This window comes from Pseudoalteromonas sp. TAE56, assembly GCF_000497955.1.
Taxonomy (GTDB): Bacteria; Pseudomonadota; Gammaproteobacteria; order Enterobacterales; family Alteromonadaceae; genus Pseudoalteromonas.
Window position 1 is genome coordinate 1 of the sequence record NZ_AUTN01000075.1, and the last position, 21,096, is coordinate 21,096.

At 39.4% G+C, this 21,096-nt stretch carries 21 protein-coding genes; 15 read left to right on the forward strand and 6 right to left on the reverse strand.

Features of this window, described 5'->3' with window-relative positions; all coding sequences use genetic code 11:
• Nucleotides 1-684 precede the first annotated feature (684 nt).
• From L656_RS0107180 to L656_RS0107195, 4 genes are all read left to right on the forward strand, one after another.
• The gene (locus L656_RS0107180) at nucleotides 685-975 is read left to right on the forward strand and encodes a helix-turn-helix domain-containing protein (RefSeq protein ID WP_024598676.1); all 291 of its coding nucleotides are present in this window, start codon (nucleotides 685-687) and stop codon (nucleotides 973-975) included.
• The gene (locus L656_RS0107185) at nucleotides 965-2,308 is read left to right on the forward strand and encodes a type II toxin-antitoxin system HipA family toxin (RefSeq protein WP_024598677.1); all 1,344 of its coding nucleotides are present in this window, start codon (nucleotides 965-967) and stop codon (nucleotides 2,306-2,308) included. The genes L656_RS0107180 and L656_RS0107185 overlap by 11 nt, the downstream gene beginning before the upstream one ends.
• A 65-nt stretch (nucleotides 2,309-2,373) precedes the next feature.
• Nucleotides 2,374-2,583 (forward strand): helix-turn-helix transcriptional regulator, encoded by a 210-nt coding sequence (locus L656_RS0107190; protein WP_024598678.1) that lies wholly within the window; start codon nucleotides 2,374-2,376, stop codon nucleotides 2,581-2,583.
• Between the two features lie 165 nt (nucleotides 2,584-2,748).
• Nucleotides 2,749-3,204, forward strand: a complete 456-nt coding sequence (locus tag L656_RS0107195) for a hypothetical protein (RefSeq protein WP_024598679.1) — start codon at nucleotides 2,749-2,751, stop codon at nucleotides 3,202-3,204.
• Nucleotides 3,205-3,314: 110 nt separating this feature from the next.
• On the opposite strand, the gene L656_RS0107200 is transcribed toward L656_RS0107195, so the two are convergent.
• Nucleotides 3,315-3,869 carry a hypothetical protein gene (locus L656_RS0107200; protein ID WP_024598680.1) on the reverse strand — a complete coding sequence of 185 codons (555 nt, stop codon included), beginning with the start codon at nucleotides 3,867-3,869 and terminating at the stop codon, nucleotides 3,315-3,317.
• 110 nt (nucleotides 3,870-3,979) lie between these two features.
• On the opposite strand from L656_RS0107200, the gene L656_RS0107205 reads away from it, so the two are divergent.
• A complete protein-coding gene (locus L656_RS0107205; protein ID WP_024598681.1) occupies nucleotides 3,980-5,086 on the forward strand; it encodes a hypothetical protein in 1,107 nt (368 codons plus the stop codon).
• Nucleotides 5,087-5,293: 207 nt separating this feature from the next.
• Entirely contained in the window at nucleotides 5,294-5,980 is a 687-nt protein-coding gene (locus tag L656_RS0107210; RefSeq protein ID WP_024598682.1) for an inovirus Gp2 family protein, read from the forward strand.
• 28 nt (nucleotides 5,981-6,008) lie between these two features.
• Here L656_RS0107210 and L656_RS0107215 read toward each other — a convergent pair whose 3' ends face one another.
• The 5 genes from L656_RS0107215 to radC form a co-directional block, all read right to left on the reverse strand.
• Nucleotides 6,009-6,500, reverse strand: coding sequence for a lecithin retinol acyltransferase family protein (locus L656_RS0107215; RefSeq protein WP_024598683.1), 492 nt, complete (start codon nucleotides 6,498-6,500; stop codon nucleotides 6,009-6,011).
• Between the two features lie 101 nt (nucleotides 6,501-6,601).
• Nucleotides 6,602-7,162, reverse strand: coding sequence for a tyrosine-type recombinase/integrase (locus L656_RS0107220; protein WP_024598684.1), 561 nt, complete (start codon nucleotides 7,160-7,162; stop codon nucleotides 6,602-6,604).
• Nucleotides 7,163-7,342: 180 nt separating this feature from the next.
• On the reverse strand, nucleotides 7,343-7,786 hold the full coding sequence (locus L656_RS0107225; RefSeq protein ID WP_024598685.1) for a DUF2787 domain-containing protein: 444 nt from the start codon (nucleotides 7,784-7,786) through the stop codon (nucleotides 7,343-7,345).
• A gap of 15 nt (nucleotides 7,787-7,801) precedes the next feature.
• Entirely contained in the window at nucleotides 7,802-8,251 is a 450-nt protein-coding gene (locus L656_RS0107230) for a DUF2787 family protein (RefSeq protein WP_198923568.1), read from the reverse strand.
• Entirely contained in the window at nucleotides 8,248-8,727 is a 480-nt protein-coding gene (radC, locus tag L656_RS0107235) for a RadC family protein (protein WP_080668958.1), read from the reverse strand. Before radC ends, L656_RS0107230 begins: the two co-directional genes overlap by 4 nt.
• A 233-nt stretch (nucleotides 8,728-8,960) precedes the next feature.
• On the opposite strand from radC, the gene L656_RS0107240 reads away from it, so the two are divergent.
• The 9 genes from L656_RS0107240 to L656_RS1000000123205 all read left to right on the forward strand — a co-directional run bounded on the left by L656_RS0107240 (nucleotide 8,961) and on the right by L656_RS1000000123205 (nucleotide 18,591).
• Nucleotides 8,961-9,398 (forward strand): RNase H family protein, encoded by a 438-nt coding sequence (locus L656_RS0107240; protein ID WP_024598688.1) that lies wholly within the window; start codon nucleotides 8,961-8,963, stop codon nucleotides 9,396-9,398.
• A 153-nt stretch (nucleotides 9,399-9,551) separates the two neighbouring features.
• Complete coding sequence (locus L656_RS0107245) at nucleotides 9,552-9,737, forward strand: helix-turn-helix transcriptional regulator (RefSeq protein ID WP_029750675.1); 186 nt, start codon at nucleotides 9,552-9,554, stop codon at nucleotides 9,735-9,737.
• Between the two features lie 159 nt (nucleotides 9,738-9,896).
• Complete coding sequence (locus tag L656_RS0107250; protein WP_024598690.1) at nucleotides 9,897-10,079, forward strand: helix-turn-helix domain-containing protein; 183 nt, start codon at nucleotides 9,897-9,899, stop codon at nucleotides 10,077-10,079.
• Nucleotides 10,080-10,127: 48 nt separating this feature from the next.
• Nucleotides 10,128-12,248 (forward strand): DEAD/DEAH box helicase, encoded by a 2,121-nt coding sequence (locus tag L656_RS0107255; RefSeq protein ID WP_024598691.1) that lies wholly within the window; start codon nucleotides 10,128-10,130, stop codon nucleotides 12,246-12,248.
• Nucleotides 12,249-12,426: 178 nt separating this feature from the next.
• The gene (locus L656_RS01000000122025; protein WP_050581859.1) at nucleotides 12,427-13,266 is read left to right on the forward strand and encodes a DNA-processing protein DprA; all 840 of its coding nucleotides are present in this window, start codon (nucleotides 12,427-12,429) and stop codon (nucleotides 13,264-13,266) included.
• A 5-nt stretch (nucleotides 13,267-13,271) separates the two neighbouring features.
• Nucleotides 13,272-13,658, forward strand: coding sequence for a hypothetical protein (locus L656_RS0107265; protein WP_139016061.1), 387 nt, complete (start codon nucleotides 13,272-13,274; stop codon nucleotides 13,656-13,658).
• A gap of 84 nt (nucleotides 13,659-13,742) precedes the next feature.
• Entirely contained in the window at nucleotides 13,743-15,797 is a 2,055-nt protein-coding gene (locus L656_RS0107270) for an HsdM family class I SAM-dependent methyltransferase (RefSeq protein WP_024598693.1), read from the forward strand.
• Nucleotides 15,797-17,383: a hypothetical protein gene (locus tag L656_RS0107275; protein WP_024598694.1), complete on the forward strand. Its 1,587-nt coding sequence runs from the start codon at nucleotides 15,797-15,799 to the stop codon at nucleotides 17,381-17,383. The genes L656_RS0107270 and L656_RS0107275 overlap by 1 nt, the downstream gene beginning before the upstream one ends.
• Complete coding sequence (locus L656_RS1000000123205; RefSeq protein ID WP_024598695.1) at nucleotides 17,383-18,591, forward strand: hypothetical protein; 1,209 nt, start codon at nucleotides 17,383-17,385, stop codon at nucleotides 18,589-18,591. Before L656_RS0107275 ends, L656_RS1000000123205 begins: the two co-directional genes overlap by 1 nt.
• Nucleotides 18,592-21,096: the final 2,505 nt, after the last annotated feature.

The following is a 21,096-nucleotide window of genomic DNA, read 5'->3' on the forward strand; positions in this document are numbered from 1 at the left end:
AGGCGTAGGTGCGTTGTAGTAACGTTCAAAGCGTAATTATTAGCCTAGCTAATTGTTACCAAAAAGCCCGAGCTTAGTCTCGGGTTTTTTAATGTCTAAAATAAAGTGTCATATGAAGGTGACGCTCTTACTTTTGGCGTAGGTGTGTTGTAGTAACGTTTAAAGCGTAATTATTAGCCTAGCTAATTGTTACCAAAATGCCCTAGCCTAGTCTCGGGTTTTTTAATGCCTAAAATATAGAGTGATTTGAAGGTGAGGATCTCACATTAGGCGAAGATACTTGGTAAAAATATTCAAAATGTCATTATTGGCATTAATAAAAAACCCGAGCCAAGCCCGGGTTTCTATAAGTTATGAATATGCCATAATTGGCTGATAACTATTCAATATTTTGGATCTGAATGTTGATTTATATTTATTAATTTATATATATCAGATATTTGAAGTGTGTTGTTGTGCGTAATGTTGATTGTTAACCACCGATTTAACCACCAGCTGGTTGATCCTTAATGTATAGAGGCGTTCACTAAAACAAACACACTAAGAAATCTACTAGTTTGAAATATACCAGCTTTATACTCTTTTCTCCATAAATGCTCTTATCTTATAATAAATGGATATTACTGTATCTAAATACCGATTTTTTAAACTATAATAGACACTACTGTATCCATGAGGTTGAGTATGAAATTTTCACTTTTAGATGACACTGATGTTAGCCAAGCTTTTGCAGCGCACCTTCGTGGTTTACGTGAGCAGGCTAAACTATCGCGAGAAGCGCTTGCCCAGCGTAGTTGTGTGCCTGCGCCTACCATTAAAAAATTCGAACTCACTGGGCAAATTTCTTTTCGCCAGTTACTACTCTTATGGCAGTCACTTGACTCACTCGATAGGCTTTATCGGCTAACCCAAGTAAGCACAGAGCGCAATGCTTTACCCGCTAGTATAGAAGAGGTCCTTAAAGATGAGTTTTAAATCAATTCAAAAGCTCAATGTGCAACGAACGCTTGCAACGGGTGAGACTGTGTCGGTGGGCGTGTTAGCTCAAAACCGCCAGGGAGTATTCTTTCAATACTTTGATGAATACATTAGTAAATTTGGAAACCTATCACCGTTTACTTTAAAAGCTAATGGACAGCTTCAACAAGCACCTAAAGAGCCTCACCAGGGGATCCATGGCGTTTTTGGTGATAGTTTACCTGATGGCTGGGGGTTGTTACTCCAAGACCGAATATTTCGCCAGCAAGGCGTTTTACCTGCGCAAGTAACAGCAATGGATCGTTTAGCTTTTGTTGGCAGCCAAGGGATGGGGGGATTGTCTTTTACGCCCGTCTCAGAGTTTTCACCTGAACAACATCAAAATATTGATATAGCAACACTTGGGTTAGAAGCACAAACCTTATTTGATCAATCTTTATCTGAAGAGTTAGATGGTAATACCCAACACGTTTTAGCAACCTTGGTTGCTGTGGGGAGCTCAGGTGGGGCAAGGCCTAAAGCACAAGTTTATATGCCAGCTGGTGACGCAAAGCAATGCCGAACGTATGCACAGCCAGGTGATGAGGCATGGTTGGTTAAGTTTACGTCGAAGAATTTGGCACTAGGCCATGAAGAGGGCTTATGTGAAGCCGTGTATCTACAAATGGCTGAGCAAGCTAAATGCCAGCCACCGGTTTGGCAGTTAATTGATGCGCCACCAAATAGTGGCGCAAAGGCTTGGCTAGCACTGAAACGTTTTGACTATTTACCCAAAGAGCAAAGATTACCGGCAGATAAAGCCGATAGCGAACATCATGCAGGGCGTTTGCATATGCATAGTGCCTGTGGCTTATTAGATGCCGACTTTCGTACTCCTAGCTTAGACTATAGTGATCTTATTAAAGCCAGTCGTCAGCTGTGTAAGTCTCCTGCGGCAGGGCAACTTCAGTTCCGCCGTGCTATTTTTAATTTATTTGCAGCTAACCAAGATGACCACAGTAAAAACTGGGGCTTTTTACAAGGGGATGATGGTAACTGGCAGCTAGCCCCCTTTTACGACGTTACATTTAGCCCTCATCCCTTTAATGAGCATGCAACAGCCTTTGCAGGGCATGGAAAAACGCCGCCACTCAAAGTAATGCAAAAGTTGGCAGCAAGTGCAGGTTTTGCTAATTGGAAAGAGGCCCAGCAATGCATTCAAGAAGTCGTTGATGTAATTGATAACTTTGCACCTTTGGCAACACAACAAGCGGTTAGTAAAACAACTGTACAAGCAATTGCAGAGACACTCGCCCAGCGAAAGCAAGAGAACGCAGCGCTACTTATCTAGCCAGTAAGCTAAATAAATACAGATATATTTCATTCTCCTGGTTCAACTAATAATCAGGAAAAACTATGGAAATTATGCAATATCAAAATGAACGCTTTCTTCGTTTGAATGAAGTAACCAGCATAACAAGCTTGTGTAAAAGCAGTATCTATAACCTTATTAAAGCGGGTAACTTTCCGAGCAATATAACTGTTATGGGTAAGCGTAAAGCCTGGGTAGAAAGTGAAGTTCAAAACTGGTTACTGGCAAGAATAAACGAGTCTCGCCAGTGCTAATATCAACTCATGACGCTATCAACAATAAATGTTGCTAGCGTTTATTTTTGTTTTCAATAAAGGTCTGTGCTGTTTTTTTTGATTAATTATTTACAAAAGTAATTATTGGTGAAATTATTGCAGCCTTTACTATGTACCTCTCTGTTTACTATAAGGATGTTTAGAGTGTTGAACAAAAAGTCTATTCTATTAATCGCAAGCATTTTAACTATTGGTGGTTGTGCTTCTCCTGGGCCGATGCAAACAACGACCGGCCCAATAAATACCTCTGCTTTTGAACCTGTCATTTTAGATACAGTAAAAGATGGCTCAAAAAAAGTTCACTTTAAAGAGTGGACAACTATGTATGAAAATAAAGAGCTACAGCAATGGGGTGTATTTTTTATTACAGACAAAGGTGCCTACATGGCTGAATGGGATATGAGGGGTTATGAATATAATCTCAGATATAAACTACCTATTAATGAGCTTAATACAGTTTCAGATGATATGGTAGTTCGCGATATGTGGGTAGATTCAAACCTGTTAATCCTTAAAGATAAAAGTGGTCATGAAGTTGGCTTTGCTTTAAACGGAAAAAATGCTGCACGCGCAATTCTTAAAGAGATCAGCGCTAAATAAATGCTTAACAAGCGATTGATTATGTATCCGTTCAATAGGTCCATCTTAAACCTAAGCCTTAATCAAATCCCAAAATAAAGCTTACAGACCAAGTTAATTTATGCACTTTATTAGCTTGTTGTAAGCTTTTCGATTGCCTGTGTTAAAACGGCATTTTGTTTTTCTAAAAACTCAATTTTCTTTTCCATCTTGACCAAGTCAGCTTTTAAATGGGCTTGGTTTTGTATTTTTTCTAGCTGACTTTTTAACGCTATATTTGCTTTTTCTAGTTGTGCCATCTCCCTACTTACTAGGCTACCGTCAAATAAAGAATCGATAGATTGTCCAATATTAGTAAACTGATTGCGCTCTTTGATTTTTGTGAGCTTGGCAAAAGTGTCTTTCTTGATATTAACCGTCAGTTGCTTGTGCTTGGCTTTTTTTCTTCTTTTGTATTGTCCCCAAGCTCGCTTCATTCTGATAAGAGTGTTTTCTTTATCGAGTATATTTTGAACATCTGAGCAGTACGCTTCTAATTGTTGAAGTAGGCTTTTTTCTGTATTACGAGTGAGTAAATGTTTCGGTGGATACCCTAGCTTTTTAAAATATTGCCCAGTCCAACGAGTCATTTCTTCGTCAGAAAAATCTATCCATTTTATAAATTCATCATTTAAAACAGTGCGCATAACTAACCTTAAAACTACTATGTTACATGAAGCTTTACATGTAATAAGATGCAAATCAAGTTATGTTGTATTACACTTATAATAGGTATTATGTATGAACTGGAGGTGTGATGCTAGATGCGTTTGAAGGAAAAAAAGAGATAAAAGCTCAAGATAGGCTTATCTACCTACGGTGGCTTTGGTTGGTTCACAAAGGTAAAAAGAAAGGGATGTCTATTGCTAAATTAGCCAGCACACTAATGCTAAGTGAATCGACAGTAAGAAACGCGATTGCTCGCTTAAATACCAATGACTATTTAGAGGTCACGAGGAATGAGGAGAAGACGTCAGAAAAGATCTATAAGTTAAAAAACACTCCTAGCATACCAGTATTTTTTTACGGTAAAAAAGCAAATTACATACAAGCCTTGTTAGGCGTTAATGATGATTTTACTAAACTAACAGCTGAAAGCTTGGCCCGAAAATTTATGAAAGCGGCTTTAGTCATGCTAAGTAATGATATTGGTCTGGTTTCAAATATAGGCCTTAATAAGTTAGCTGGCTTTACGGGGTTATCATTATCAAGGGTGCGTAAATTTATTGATGAGTTACTCCATGAAGGATTCATTTTAAAATTTATTGCAGGAGGCAATGCTCCAAATTTATACCCAAAATGTAAGTCAGTTTTAATTTTAAACCCTCGTTATTTTGGTGGCGCCTTACTAAGGATAAATAACTTTCCAGAAGAGAGGCTGTTTGGCTTAAAAATAAATGAAGAGGTAAATAAAGCGCTAAACAAGCGTAATCGTAAAACGGGAAAAATTATTCTTGAAGCTGAAGTGATGGCACTAAACAAACACAGATTAGCGCATCGAATGTATCACTATTTTTATGAGTTAGTAGCTGAGAGTGTTGCTGAACGCGCTCCATTTAAAAATAAGCAATTAATTACTTATATGTTAGTGCAATCAACTAACACTGAAGTGAATGCAGCTATTAAGTCATCTTGTAGTGAAGCTGTAAATCAATACGCTGACTTTTTACTTGCGCTTATTACCCTGCTAGAAAAAAGCATGCATTTGCTAAATAAAAAAATACAGTTTTATTGCTTTAAAAGTAATGGTGATTTTTTCGTTGTTTCGAATGCGAATAAGTCATTTGAAGGCGAGCTAGAATGGACAGCTAAAACAACCATTAACTTTCAAGGTGCAGGCGTTTCTTGGGAGTTACACAAGTAATATAACTTTACAGTGGTTTTAAAGCACTATTTACATATATGACGGTGCTTTGCGGCACGTTTTATGTTCTGTCTGTTTAATATACCAATATCGCCTCTTAGTTATTACACTCATTAGGTAGCTAAAACCACTGTAGTCGTTAAGCAATAAATCTATAAAAAATAACAGTAATAGCCTTTCTATGAATCAAACATAGGAAGGCTTAAAGTGCATCATAACCATCAACGTTCTAAACAAAATAAAAACTTAAAACTAACTACTAAAAATACCTTCAGGGGAATGCCCATACTTACAAGCCATGGAGCACTGTGTATTCCATACTTAGATAAAATCTATAATACGATTGAAATAGCGTTAGATAACCACCCTCGGTTAATGGCTATACGTGTAGACCTAAGGTTTCCTAAGTTAAAAGCGCATCAAGAGTGGGGTAATGTCATGCAGCTCTTTATCCGCTCGTTGCAATCGCAAATCGATTGCACTACCCGAAGAAAGCAAAGGCTTGGGGAAATAGCTCATCCATGTAAAGTTCGCTATGTATGGGTAAAAGAACGCTCTACATCGATAGCAGATCATTACCACTTGCTGCTACTTTTGAATAAGGACCGGTTTAATTGGGTAGGTACAGTCAAAAATAAAAAGAATAACTTGGGCTCACTAATAGTTGAGGCGTGGGCCCGTGTGGTGGGTATTGATTACAACGAAGCCATTGGTCTAGTGTTTTTCTCTAAAGATAAGGAAACGAAAAGTGTTGTTATCCATCGACTTGATAGTGATTCAAATAGCTTTGATGGTGACTTTGAAGAATTGTTTAAACACGTAAGCTATTTGGCAAAAGAAAAAACAAAGCACTATGGCGAAGGGAGTCGGTGTTTTGGCGCCAGTATTCGATAAGCACAATAGGGGCCATGCGGCCCCTCACTTATCGTTTAGTTAAATCCCATGCTCGCCACTGACTCGCTTTAATATACTCACGTGCATCATGTTTGAGTTGGGCTAAAGTAAAGGTATTGGTATGTATATTCCCTGTAATACAGTAACTACAAAACTGATGACAGTTTTTACTTAATACAGAATAAGCTTGTTGAGTACCAAGCAGTGTTTCAGCATCGTTAGCAATATTATCAAATCCAACAGAGGTTCCATTAGCATCACAACTTATATAAATGGTTATGGCACTGGTTCCAGCTAAAAACTGGTACACGGAAACAGTCTCAATTAATCCCTTGGCATTTTTATGGATAATTTGATTGTTGCCTAAGTAAATGCCTGAATGCTCAGCAACACCAAAGGCTAAGTCACAGTACACAATGCTCCCTCTAACAGGGCCATCGGTTTTCCAAAATAGGTTATGCGCTAAGCTTTTAGATAAGTTGCCAATTAAAAAGTGTCCTATCACGTTATATAGATTCATGCTATTTGCTCTAAAGTAAGATATTTATAAAACTAAAACAGGCGTTGAGCCTATTGTTTATAAGGGTTTAGCTATCCCGCCCCCTTAGTAAATGAAATGGTTTAAAGCTCAAGAGAAACAAAGTCTTGATCAACTTCATCTTGCGTTATACCAATATAGCGAAGCGTTACCCCCTCAGAGGTGTGGCGTAACATTTTCATGACTCGGCCTATATCTTTTGTAGACTGATAGAGAAAGTAGCCCCGCGTTTTTCGCATTGAGTGAGTGCCTAACGCAATATTCAGCTCTTGGCCTACTTGTTGAAACGCCATCGATACCGCACGCCGCGTTATTGGCTGTGGTGGTTTATTTTTAAGTTGTTGGCACTTGTAAGACTGAAACAAATAAATATGCTCAGGGTGTTCAGCTCTAACCTTTGCAATATGCTCACGTGCTTTCGTGTTTAATTGAATATTAGCCAGCTTGCCGGTTTTGCGTTCACGAATAATAAGCCTCTCATTGTGTATATCTTCAAATCGTATCGACAGTAAGTCAGATATGCGTAAGGCAAGGTTTAACCCTATGTGCCACACATCTGCCATTTGCGGGTTACATCGAATACTTAATAAGTGACCAACCAGGCGAATAGTATCTTCATTTTTTATTGCATGGACCTCAGCCATCGTCTGCTTCCTTTTTTGTTTGTAGAAGAGAGTTTTGAGTAGCACAGAGTGGTGAATATCAAGGAGCCCTTATGGCATAAGGGTTTAAAGCTTCCCGTTTTAACAATATGGGAAGCAGCTATAAATTGCTCTGTGCTGGTGGGGGTTGTTATTAAAATGCTAAGCGTGCTTTTTAAAGTGCTAGCTAAACTCAACTTGAATTTGGTCGTATACCTCCATATCTACATAGCCAACAAAGTTCGCCTCCCATAACTCATAAAGCTCTGCCATGTCAGGTAGTCGAATGTTTTGCCAGCCGGTGTAGCGAGAAAACACCATTGAGTTGCCAATATCAAAATCGGTATCTCTTTCAAGCTCAGGGTAAGCGTTACCGCAGTAGCTAAAGTCAGTAATATAAATAATTGAATAGTTGCCATCCGTAAGCTTAGTTAAAGCTATTTCAACAGGATGATAGCCACCATTTTCGGCACTATAGCTTTTGTCTCTAAAGTTAATCGTAATGTGTTTAGCGCCATAGCTATCGGGGTACAGGGTAAGTACCTGGTTTAAAATAGTATGAAGGCTATGAGATATAGGTAAAAAGGAAGGGCTAAAGGTAATAGCAGGTTTATTTAAAACGGGCATGAGCGCTCCTAAGTATTATAAATTAATTCGGTTGATTGTTTTGGCCGTAAAGTGATCGAAGTGTTGTTGATTAAACGTGTTTATCAGGGCGCCTTGCCAGCAGTGAAAAAGCTCAATAACGTGGGGTTGGTTTAATTCACAGCGTTTTATGTCAGGTTGATAAAACCACTGGTGCCTAAAGTTAAAGTAAAGCTCTACCTCTAAACGTTCACTATCTTTGTCAATAAAGGCAAAGCTCGTCATGGTGGCTATTTGCCAGGGCTTATCGGGTTGGCTTCTAAATAAATGCACTTCTAGCGGGTGTTGGCCTGTTCTATTAATAAGGTAGGGTGAATGTTTAAAGTTAAGCGCAATAGCGTGCGTTGTTTCAGGAATAGCGCATAAACTAATTGATGCTGCTAAGTATCGCTGTAGTGCTGGCAGTAAACTCACATAGGCGCAAGACGAGGTAATGCTATTCATCATATCCACCCCTTTTCGGCAAACGACACACAGCTTTCGCCAACCACTATGTGGTCTAGCACACGAATATCCACCAGCTTAAGCGCCTCTACTAAGCGTTCTGTAATGCGCTTATCGGCTTGGCTAGGTTCAGGAACACCTGAAGGATGGTTATGTGCAAATATCACTGCAGCGGCATTATGGCTTAATGCCATCTTTAACACTTCACGCGGGTAAACTGACGCGGCATCGATTGTGCCAAAAAACATTTCTTCAAAACTGATCAGCTGGTGCTGGCTATCTAAAAACATCACTGCAAACACTTCACGCTCGTGCGCACCTAGCTTTAAGGCTAAATACTCTTTTACATTCGCAGCATCGGTAAAGGTGCCTTCTCGCTTGTATTTAAGAGCTAAGGCTTCTGCTGCTTGTTCTAATAGCTCATTCAGCTCAGACGTTTTAAAGGGATAGTGGTGATTGCTTTGGTTTGTTATACGCATAGTAAGCTCCTTAAGTAATTTGTATGGCTATGCGTATTAATGAAATATATCTAAAACTGTTTTCAATAAGGCCTGTTACTTAGTGGCATAAGGGCGTGTTTATCCAGCTATTAAAAAGTAAAAAATAACTTTCCCGTGTTTGTTATGTAGCGATTGCTATTAATCGCCTATCAACAATTTAAACCTGTAGCCGGAGTCGCAAAGCATCGGCTTATTACGTTTTAGGAAAAACAATGAATACAGAAGTTTATGTAGAAGCCGCCCTAGTCGAAACACAAAGAGATCGCTTTGTAGGTGGTATTGGCTTTATAGCGCTGGATGACAGTGCATGTATTAAAAATGAAAACTGGGAGTATTTTGGTTATACCAGCAACAGATTGGAGCTAGAGCTTTCGGCCCTTGCTTTTGGGTTAAAGCATGCCAGTGATGGCGATATTATCTATTCAAGTAGCGACTATTGCGTAGATGGTTTTAATGACTGGTTAGCAGGCTGGAAACGCCGAGATTGGCGAAAAGCAAATAAAAAGCCAATAACCAATGAAGACCTTTGGCGGCTGGTGGATAAACTTAGTGCGAATAAGCACATTGAAGTAAGAAAAGCAGATAACCGCTCTGCAGGAAAGCATGCCGCTTATAGGTATGCACTCGCAGCGGCAAACCGTCAATTGTAATAGGTATAACTCACTAGCTGGCAACACCAGCTAGTGAGTTATATTTGTGTGTTGCTTTAAAAAGGCATAGTTAGCAGTGCTCATTGCGCAGACAAAAGTAAAAAATAACACGGCGGCCTTTGTTATGAGTTAAACAACATAACAGGGTTCAAAATGATAAATTTCCTTAGCCTAGGGCAAGTAATAAACAAAACAACATTGTGCAAAAGCAACATATATAAACTAATGAGTAACGGGGAGTTCCCTAAAAACTTTACCGTATCAGGTAAGCGCAAAGCTTGGCTTGAAAGCGACGTTGAAGAGTGGATGTTAAGCAAGCTAGAAACCACAGAAGAGTAATTACAACTAAGCAAACTAAACGTATATTGAGCCAGGTCGTTCACGGCCTGGTGCTTTATGCGCTCATTATGCCTTTTAGTTCAGCTCAATCGGCGAGTTACATTGACCATTCCGCAATTTTCTCATACTCTACTTTTGTTCACAGTTAGAGACAAATCAATGAGTGACGAAATACTAACAATTCAAGAGCTTGCAGAATACCTAAAGCTTAATGAAAAAACAGCTTATCGATTAGCTGGCGAGGGTAAACTACCAGGCTTTAAAGTAGGTGGTTCATGGCGTTTTAAGCGAGAAGATCTGCTAGTGTGGATAGAAAAGCAAAAGGAAAATAAATGTTCTTGATTTACTTTTCATATTGCAGAGTTTAAATACTATTAAAAGGATTTAACCATGAGTCAGCAAAGAGCGCTGGAATTATTAAGGCAAGGTGTTGGAAGCCCAACAGCTAATTTTCATGAGCATCAGTGGGAGTCTGTTGATGCAATTGTAAATCAACGCTGCCGATTGATATGTGTGCAACGTACTGGTTGGGGTAAGAGCTCGGTTTACTTCATCTCAACTAAGATGATGCGTGAGCAAGGTCATGGCCCTACAATTATTATTTCTCCCTTACTGGCCTTAATGCGCAACCAAATTGAATCAGCTGCAAAATATGGTGTTGCACTCGGAACGGTTAACTCTTCTCAAAGCCGTGAACAAAATGATGTTAACAAAGCTCAATTTTTAGTCGGTAATTTAGATGCATTAATCATAGCGCCTGAGCAATTGGCTAACCAGGAGTTTATAGACAACGTTATAATACCATCTAACCCTGGTTTTTTTGTTATAGATGAAGCGCATTGTATCTCAGACTGGGGGCATGATTTTAGACCTGATTATCGACGGATCTCAAGAGTGCTTGGGAACATTGCCGATACTCCAGTACTCGCCACAACGGCTACAGCTACCGAGCGAGTTGTTAGAGATGTTGTCGAACAATTACATGTTGAAGGTCAACAGGTGTATTTGTTGCGTGGGCAACTAACACGAGAATCAATTCACCTTCAAAATATACATCTAGACAAACGTTCAAAGCGTTTAGCTTGGCTTGCCCATACTATTCCACAAATTGAAGGGACGGGTATTGTTTACGCAACAACTATTAATGACGCCTTTCTTGTTGCAGCATGGCTTCGAAGTTGTGGAATTGCCGCAGAAGGTTACGCTGGCAGAATTCCAGGCCTAATTGGTGCTGAAAGTGCAATAAAACGAGAGCAGCTAGAACAACAACTACTAAATAACGAAATTAAAGTATTAGTTAGCACATCAGCTTTAGGTATGGGCTTTGATAAAGGTGATTTAGCTTTCGTCATTCACTATCAAAGTGCAGGATCAGTTGTAAGTTATTACCAGCAAGTTGGCCGAGCGGGCCGGAGTATTAATGATGCTTATGGTGTATTACTGTCTGGCGATGAAGACGAAGAAATCCAAAACTACTTTATTAGGGAGGCGTTCCCTAAAGAAGAGTTAGTTCGTGATTTACTCGCTCTACTCGAAGAAGACAGTTGTGACGGCCTTAAAAAAGCTGATTTGGAAGCACAGCTAAATTTTGCACCTATGAAAATAGAAGCTGCGCTAAAGTTTCTATTAGCTGAATACCCAACACCGATAGTTAAGGAAGGCTCTTTATACAAGCGTACGATTAATAATTACTCATTACCGACAGATATGATTCAACGATTATCTAATAGAAAAACTAGTGAGTGGCAAGAAATTCAGTCGTACCTAATAAGTGATCGGTGTCTTATGCAGGTGTTAGCCGCCGCACTTGATGATTCTCTTGCGGCACCTTGTGGAAAATGTGCAAACTGTGATCCCGATAGTGCGTTTGAAGCGACATACCCTCAAGAATTAGGACAACAAGCTTTCGAGTTTTTGAGTAATACCATGATTGAAATTGAGCCTAAGAAACAAGTAGGTAATGGACATGCTCAAGCGGCTGAAAGGTTTCCGGTGTATGACTTTGGCCATAAACTTGGCGCTTTAAAACATGAGCCTGGCGCTGCATTATGTCATTGGGGAGAAGCTGGTTGGGGCGAAATAGCCGCTGCTGGTAAACGCGACCATGTTTTCGACCCTAAATTAGCAGATGCCTGTATCAAAATGATAAACGAACGTTGGCAGCCTGACCCTATGCCTACTTGGGTAACTTATGTGCCATCGCAAAATTTCCCAAGTTTAGTTAAAGATTTTGCTGAACTTGTAGCACAAAAACTTGGCTTAGAATGTGTTGAAGCTGTAGTAAAAGTAGAAGAAACATTACCTCAAAAACGCATGGAAAATAGCGATTTTCGATGTAAAAACCTTGATGGCGCTTTTGCAGTTCAAAATGTACGTGAAGGCGAACCAGTATTATTGATTGATGATGCGTCAGATTCTGGCTGGACATTTGCTGTTATTGCGGCATTGTTAAGACGTGAAAACAGTGGCCCTGTATTTCCTATGGCTGTTATGTCAACGAAATCAAATTAAAGAGTGATAAATTGAATACTCAAAACAACCTATATAACGAAAATACACAAGCGGTTTTACTGCTATCAACTTTTTTTAGTAAACCTAAAAAAGGTGAGGCTCGGCCATTAANTTAACAGCCATAGAGTATGGCCGTTTTGCTCGTTGGCTACATGAATTTAATTTTACGCCTAGTTCGTTGTTTCACCAGTTTGATGAGGTGCTGTCTAAATGGAAAGATCCTAAAGGCACAATTACCGCTGATCGCCTATCTGAGGTTTTAGGCCGTAAAGCAGCCATGGGCTTAGCGCTAGAGAAATGGCAACGTTCAGGTGTTTGGGTCATCACCAGACAAGACAGCGAATACCCACAGCTACTTAAAAAGCAACTTCGTCATATTTCACCGCCGGTATTTTTCGGTGTTGGTAATAAGGCACTACTGCAAAAAGGTGGTTTAGCTGTCATTGGGTCGCGTGGTATTGACAATATTGATGAAGAGTTTACTCAAAACGTCGCAATACAAGCCGCTCAAGAGAATATTAACATTGTATCGGGGGCCGCAAGAGGTGTTGATGAAACCGCTATGCTGGCTTCGCTTAATGCAGGAGGAACTGCTATTGGCATTATGGCAGATAGTCTTTTAAAGGCGGCCACTGTAAGCAAATGGCGCAAACACCTACAAAATGAACAACTGGTGTTAATCTCAAGTTTTTATCCTGAAGCTGGTTTTAGTGTTGGTAACGCTATGGCCCGTAATAAATACATTTATACCGCTGCCAGTGCTGCATTAGTGGTACGTGCTGATGAGGGTAAAGGTGGTACTTGGGCTGGGGCTAAAGAAAATAATGAAAGCCAATGGGTGCCTTTGTTTGTTAAACAGCAATCAGACGCCAGTGGCAATATCGTGCTGCTAAATAACGGGGCCATTCCACTTGAGTTGCAATCAAGTGATGAACCTTGGCTTGCCAATACATTAGCCACAGCTCAAAATGTTGATTCAAATAACAGCAAACCTAATAACTTAAATTTATTTGAGTAATGAATATGCCAGCAAGCCAATTATTAAACGATATTAAACACCAACTCACAGCACCTATGATGCTTAGTGAATTGATGCAAGAGCATAATAAATTAATTAAACAGCTGGAATGGCTACCAGAGCAACTAGCTTTGTTTTTAGCGGTATTACCTGAGTTTACCGTAACCAAACTTGAAAGTGGTGAAACCCAAATAGCTATGGGTGACGTGGAAATAACCTTGGATATGGCACTTGAAGCTTTATTAAAAGAAGCCAATAAGCCATTGCCAACAGATAAATTAATACAGCAGTTAAAAGAATTTAAAACCAGTGGTCCACAGTTGTTGGCCATTGCAAAAAATCATCCGAATATGAATGTGATTGGTGGCCGAGCCATTCTTTACCGAGCTTAAAATTATAAAGCATAAAAGTTACGAGCCAATCATAACGCTGGCAACAATCACGCAATAACATAACTATTTTATAAGTAGACAAACATGACTGAAGAAACAAAAACAAAGAAACTTACTAAAGCAGAGCAAGATAAGTTAGACCAATCAGGATCCTTAAAAGCTCAAGTGCTCGCAACCCTTGATTTACAAAACACCGCTTACGCTGCTAAAGGTTTTGATCAACAAGCTAATTTAAAGGTTAGTAGCGAAGAGCAGCAAGTCAGTTTAGTTTACGGTAAAGACAATAACGGTGAGTCTACTCATCGGGTGATGTTATGGGTATTGCCAGAAGGCAATTGGCAGTTAGTCGGCGTAGATAATGTAGAAATGACTGCCATTGAAGCTGCTGGGGTATTAGATGAACATGAATTCCCTAAATTTATCCACGTAACCGATGGTAAAAACGAAAAGTTCTTTGAAATGGACTTTCCACCAATGGAAGTGGACCAAATTCCAAGTGTTAATGAGATAAACAACTACAAACAAATTAAGCGTGATCCTACGTATTATTGGTCTCGAGAAATGTACCAACGTTTGATGGATGGTTTAGATTACTTCCATGAAACCGTGTATACCAAAACCAAAGATAACGTCAGTAATAAAAACGAAATCATTGAAGAGGTGGCCAAGTTCCTGTTTTTAGAAACCTTCCGTATTCACCATCCAAATCAACAGTTTAAATATGAAGATAAAGTGCTTCAGTTTAAAGATATTTTTGACTGGCAGTATGTCGAACAAAACAAAGCTGATGCAGTGAAACAAATTAAAGTGGCGTTCGATGAATTAAAAGAACATCAAGATTATAAAGTAACGGATGATAGCGGCGAAGCGCATCCAATTTTTGATGTAGAAACCCATTTACGCCTTGCAAAGCCAGAAAACTACTTGCAATTGATGAAGCTAATTCAAAATTTACCAGGGGTTTTCTTAAACAGCGAATACCAAAAGCCAAAAGGTAAGCGTGCCATTGTTGCAGGTAAAGAGCACCCTAACTTAGGCCATGTAGCGGCAGATGTATTAGGTCGTGTATTTGATGTGTTTTTACGAGGAAACTTTGAGTCGAAAGGTGGTATGGGGGTTTATTTAACACCAGCGCCTGTGAAGCAATGTATGCTGCAAATGGCGATGCACGATATTTTAGAAGAATCACCTGAAATCCTTAATACTAAAGGTAAAGATGGCAAACCGGTCTTTCGCTATTGCGACCCAACTTGCGGCAGTTATGGCTTTGGTTCAATTGCCCTTGGCCATATCGAACGTGCCCTAATGGAAGTATTAGGCAAAGAAACCGCTGATGATGTGCGCCGAGATGAACACTTTCAAGCCATGCTAGAGCATAGTTTTGTCGGTGCAGATGCCGCACCGTTAATGGTAAAACTTGCCCGAGTAAATATGGCTTTGTTAGGCGCACCAAAAGCCAATATTTTTAAAACCGATAATTCTCTTACTACGCCACAATTAAAAGCAGGCAGCTTTGACCTAATTTGTACTAATCCACCATTTGGTAAAGCAAAATCAGGTGTTACAGAAATATTAGAACAATACACTACAGACTTACATGAAGCGCCAAAAGGTAAAGATTGGATATATAAACCAACAGTTTATGGCCGTGCTTTAGGCGGTAAACCTAATAATAAAGGTCGCTGGAAACTATCAAGCAGTAATATTGATATGGCGGTGTTATTTATTGACCGCTGTTTGGAGCTTCTTAAACCTGGTGGGCGATTACTCATGGTATTACCCGATGGCATTTTATGTAATTCAGGTGATCGTTATATACGTGAGTACATCATGGGCAAAAAAGATGAAGAAACAGGAAAATTTAGTGGTGGTAAGGCGATTGTAAAGGCTGTGGTATCTCTACCTTCAGATACTTTTGCTTTATCTGGAACAGGTGCAAAAACCAGCATTTTATATCTTCAAAAGCGTAATGCCCACCAAGAGGATGAAAATGCCTTTGCCAACCAAGAACAAGGTGATGTCTTTATGGCAGTGGCTGATACCTTAGGTTATATCGTCAAAAAGAATATTGAAGATTACTCTACCGGCGTACCAAATGATCTAGCGGCTATATCTGGCGCTTATGCGAGAGGTGAATAGTGCGATATATATCAAGGGTTTCCACAAAAATTTTATCAACGAATAGACAAGATGCCGAGTATTATTCTCCTCATTTTTTAGAAGTCGAACGCAAAGTTAAAAGTCATAGTTTTGGCTATGACAGCCTTTCAAATTTAGTCTACGACCTAAAAGATGGTCCTGGTGGTTGGGGGGTATCTACTAATGATTATACTGATACTGGAGTGCCTATTATTCGTGGCGTAAATATTAACGATTCAGTAGTCAATTTGGAAAAAGCAATATTTATTTCTGAAGACAAGCATGAAGAGTTAAAAGCTCACGAAGTTTTAAAAGGTGACGTTGTATTAACTGTCAGGGGGAGTGTTGGAAGAAGTGGGGTTTTTCAGTCTAGAGGCTATGGATATGCAAATTTAAATGCTGCGGTAGTCAGGATGAGGTGTAAAAAAAATCGAATCCTTCCGTATTATCTTGTCTCGTTTTTTAATTGTAAGCATGGTCGTCTTCAGTCCTCAAGGATTTCTAATGGTGCCGTTCAAAACAACATGAATTTGACGGAGACAGGTTCAAATTTAATACCTACACCTAGTTTATTGGTCCAACAATATATTGGTAATAAAATACGATTTGCTGAGTTACTGAAAAGGTTATCAAAACTAGAAGAAAAAAAATTAGAACTTAAAATAGAACAAATTTTTTCACAGTCAACTAAACCTAAAAATTCCAATTTAGGTAGAAAGATTAAAAATAAAGAGTTAACAGAAAATAGACTAGACCCTCAATATTATGGATCTGTCGAACTCTGGGCGGAAAATAAAATTCAGGAAGGAAAATACCCATATAAATCATTGTCTGAGTTAACCAATCGGATAAAAGATGGACCTGGCGGTTGGGGAGTATCTACTAACGACTACAAGCCATCAGGTGTGCCTGTGATACGCTCAATAAACTTAGTTGATGGAGAGTGTGATTTAAGTGATTGTGTTTATATTTCAGTAGATAAACACAAAGAGCTTAAAAACCATGAAGCTAAACCCAATTCAGTTTTACTCTCAGTAAGGGGGACAATTGGCAGAGCTGCTGTGTTCAATGATGAACACCACAAAACGGCAAATTTAAATGCAGCTGTAGTCACTATTGATTGTAAAAGTGAATTAAACCCGTATTACTTAAGTGCATTTTTTAACTCCGAAATTGGAAGAATCCAAGCAAACCGAATTGCCAATGGCGCTGTTCAACTAAATATGAACCTAACAGAAACTGCCTCTAACTTAATTCCGCTTCCTCCAGAAACTGTTCAGTTAGAAATAGAGTTAGCATACAAAATGAATATAGACTCAAAGCGCATTGTGAGTTCATTAATAAGTGCCTCTAGTTTAATTGTCGAAGCATTAATTGACGGCCAGGTCACTGAGTCACAGTTAATTGAAGCACAACAGGCATTAGAAGAAGGCGATAACAGTAAAGATAGAGCAATCTTAAGCAAACTTACCGACAAAGGTTATTTAGCTGACGATGGCAAACCTCTGTTTACAGACTTAGACAAACTCTATGAGTTACTGGATGAAGCTAAACAAGCGGTAGATGCTAATGAGGAGCCTGTTTAATGATTGCTAGCATTACGGCCTCTCTAACCGAAAAAGAAGCGCAGTTATTGTTATCGCTTATTCAAAAAGGGGCATGTTTGAATCAGCCTGAGCTTGAAGTATTCCAACAACTTGGCCTTTGGCTATTTAGCGAAGATAAAAAAACACTGATTGCTAGCAAAAAGTTATTGCGGTTGCGACAGTCACTTAATACAGACTTAGATGCTGTCGCTGCGATTTTGGCAACGCTAGCTGAGTTAAAAGCTGTTTGGGCTAACATTGTTGCAGCACAGTTAAATGATGCGGCTGCGAGAAATGATGTTCAAGTATTAAGCGAGCAAATAACCAACCTTGGTGGCGGTGCTGGTTTTGTATTATCACAAAAAAAGAATGGCTCACTTAATCCAACTGAGTTTACAACACTGGAAAATTTTGCCTTTGGTCAAGGGGCAGAACAAAATGCTAGTTATCCTAAATTATTAAAAGCCTTATCCACTGCGGCTAAGCTAATAGATGATTCAACAAAAGTTAAAGCAGAAGCAAATGAACTTCCACCAATTGGTAAGGGTGATGTTACTTCTCATTGGTTAGCTCAGCGTTTAATTGAGTTCCCACTAATCTCGCACGCTAATGTAAAAAGTCACGTAACAAATGGTTATCACCTTTATGGCCTAGTACAAGCACCAAGTGTCGATTTAAACGATAAAGCAATCATTGAATGGCTAGTGCTCAACCCTTGGGCTTATTTATTAGCGCAAATTATTTATACCCAAGATATGTGGCGCAGCGAGCAGGTTTCAGGTGGTTTAGCCTTAGAAATTGACTCAAGCCAAATAAAACACTTTATGCAGCCAAACACTATTCAAGTGGTGGTAACGACTAATACAGGTTATGAAGTCAGTTGTGGCAGTTTGGCTGAATTAATTTTACGGGTGCTTGATGCACTTGATATTAATTTACTTACACCGCTTAAGCACCTACTGCAAATTGAAGCACTTAATGCTGCGATTAGCCCAGTAATTGGCTATATGATTTCTGCCAAGGTGTGGCAATTTATTGAAGGCAGCAACCAAGATATTCCGCAATATAAAACCCACAGCAGTTTTGCTCGTATTCCTACTTCACGACTTGGCACTATTAACTTTGCCAGACCGAGCAAGCATATTACTGCGGCTATTCGAGAACAGGCACAAAGCTGGGCCAATGAATTGGTAGGGCTAAAAATATGATTTATTTTAAAACACTAGAACAGCAATTAAGCCTTAAAAAGGATTTAAAGAGGAAGTGTCAATGAACAACGCAAGCTCAAATAAAAATATAAGTAATAATAATTCTTTGGGTGTTGCTGAAGCTTCAACACAGTACGCTATAGCCAATCATCATTGGCAATCAGATGGGTTATCATCGTATCCTCCGCGTGACCCTTTAGTTGGTCAAAGCCAATTTTTTAATGATTTTGAAAGCTTTATTCACTTGGTGGATAAAGAAGAAAATGAATTTACTCAAGTATTTTCTGTGGTTGCTGAGTGGGGCCGTGGTAAATCACGTTTAGGGTATGAGCTTATTGCCCAAGTAAATGATGCAAGCCCAGGTTGGTATTGCCGTGATAACGCAGGTGATTTAAACCCAGTTAAGTTATTTAGAAACGATGAAGATCGCGAACAGTATTTAAGTTTGTATATCCGCTATAGCCAAATAGCGACCGAAAACCAAAACCATGAAAATTGGTTTGCTTACGGTTTATATATGGCGCTGCAACCATTGGCTAAAAATCAATTCGATGGTTCTATTCAAGCTGAAGTTGCCAAGCAATGTTTTAATCGATTAGAAGTTGAAGGCTTTGATTATCAAGAGCTTGCAAACCGTTTAGAGCTTGATAAGAATTATTCAGATCAAGACTTATATGACGATGAGTTTCTAGCGACACGATTAGTTAATGCTGCGTATGAGTATTTAAACCAGTTTGGAATTAAATACATTCTAGTGGTACTTGATGAGCTGGAAACCGCCGCAGAAGCAGCCACCTACGGCTTAGAAAGTGATGATATAAAACGCCTTGATGGACGTGCCATAAGTATTGTAGGTAGTGCGATTAAAGAGGAAGATCCTCGCCGAAAACTACCTTGGCTGCGTTATGTTACCTTATGTTCACCTGCTATTGGTGATGAACTTAGAGAAGTGGCTTCTTTGCGACGTCGCTTTAATTTGGTTGATTTAGAGCACAATGCTTTTTCTGATGTTAGTGATTATGTTGCCACGTTAAAAAAGGATGGTCGTTTAGCCCAAGATTACATTGAAGGCGTGGTTGAAGCTGCTTATGCCATGAGTGGCGGNGAAGCCGTAAAAAGCATAGGCCAACTGTTTAATGCCGTTTTGAAAAGCTCAGCAAGAGTGCGTGAATACGTTTTAGATTCAGGTGCTATTCAAGCAATTAAAACTGAAAACATTGGTATTAAAGATGCTGCTCTTGAACTTCTTTATGGTCAGTTGCCAGTAAATTTAAAAACGGTTGATGAAAACACTAAAGCATTGGTCACTACGGTTAATGAATTTGATGATGCCGTTGCTAGCTTTTATTGTTTGGTTAATTGGGATAGAGATAATTGCCGTCCGGCACTGCAAAATGCCAAGTTTGTGCGTGATAAAGCAGACTTATGGACCTTTGAAGGCATAGAGCAAAAGCTAGATTTAACTCAGTTACTGGCTAACTTAGCTACATATGCTATTCACGAAGGCAGTAATCAGTTATTGATCCCTAATAACCGAGCCGAATTTATTCAGTTGCTGCAATTATTATATCCTCATGGCGCCGCTGAAGATGTAGCAAGAGCCTTATGGTTGCATCACTTTGGCGATCAAGAACAATTAACACAAGCTGCAACCCATATTGGCCCAAGTGTTAATATGCTAAACCGCTTAAACCTTAGGTATCGTCAACAAAGTCAACAATCGCTTATTTTCAAAACGCCAGATTCTGCTAATGCGCATTTTGAAGTAATGAAAGAAGCAAGTGATAAAGCTGCTGATAAACAACTGTCGCGTTTAACCGGTTTAATGCGAGTATTAGATAGCCATTGGCAATATGACGCGACTGATGCGGGTTTTGATAATAGTTGTGACTTAGTAAGCATTGCGACCTCGCATACCCGTAACCAGCAAGAAGTCAGCGGCTTATCTACGTGTCGTGCTTTACATTTACACCCTAAAGGTCGTTTAGTATTAGCTTATGTGAACAACGAAAAAGAGCTTAAAGCGCTTTGTTCACAAGTGACTAAGCAGTTTACTGATGAAGGGAAATTCCCTGTTTTAGCGGTGACTTCGTCTATTGATTTAGGTAATAAGTTTAATAATCCGTCAGATCCGGTACTGCAAAAAGCACAAGATTATTTATTGCTGTATCGTTTAAGCCATAACGAAGAACATATTTTAGAGCAAGTGGGCATGCCGCTGGCAGACTGTCAAGGCTTTACCATTGAGCGTAAAGATTTAACCTCTAAGTTTTTACAGCGCCTTGATGCATTAAATAGAAGCTTGATTGACTCTGCCACACATTGGCGACAAGGTCTTCATAAGCGTGGCTTAATTGCTATGCCATTACGAGCGAGCAATAAACTTACGCAAAAAGAGCTGGAATTATTAGCCGATGGCTGGGCTGATTTAATTGTGCGAAGCGATGTGAAAAAACTGAGCCGTTACGATCAAACACCACAAACCGTTGAAGATGGCGCATTGTA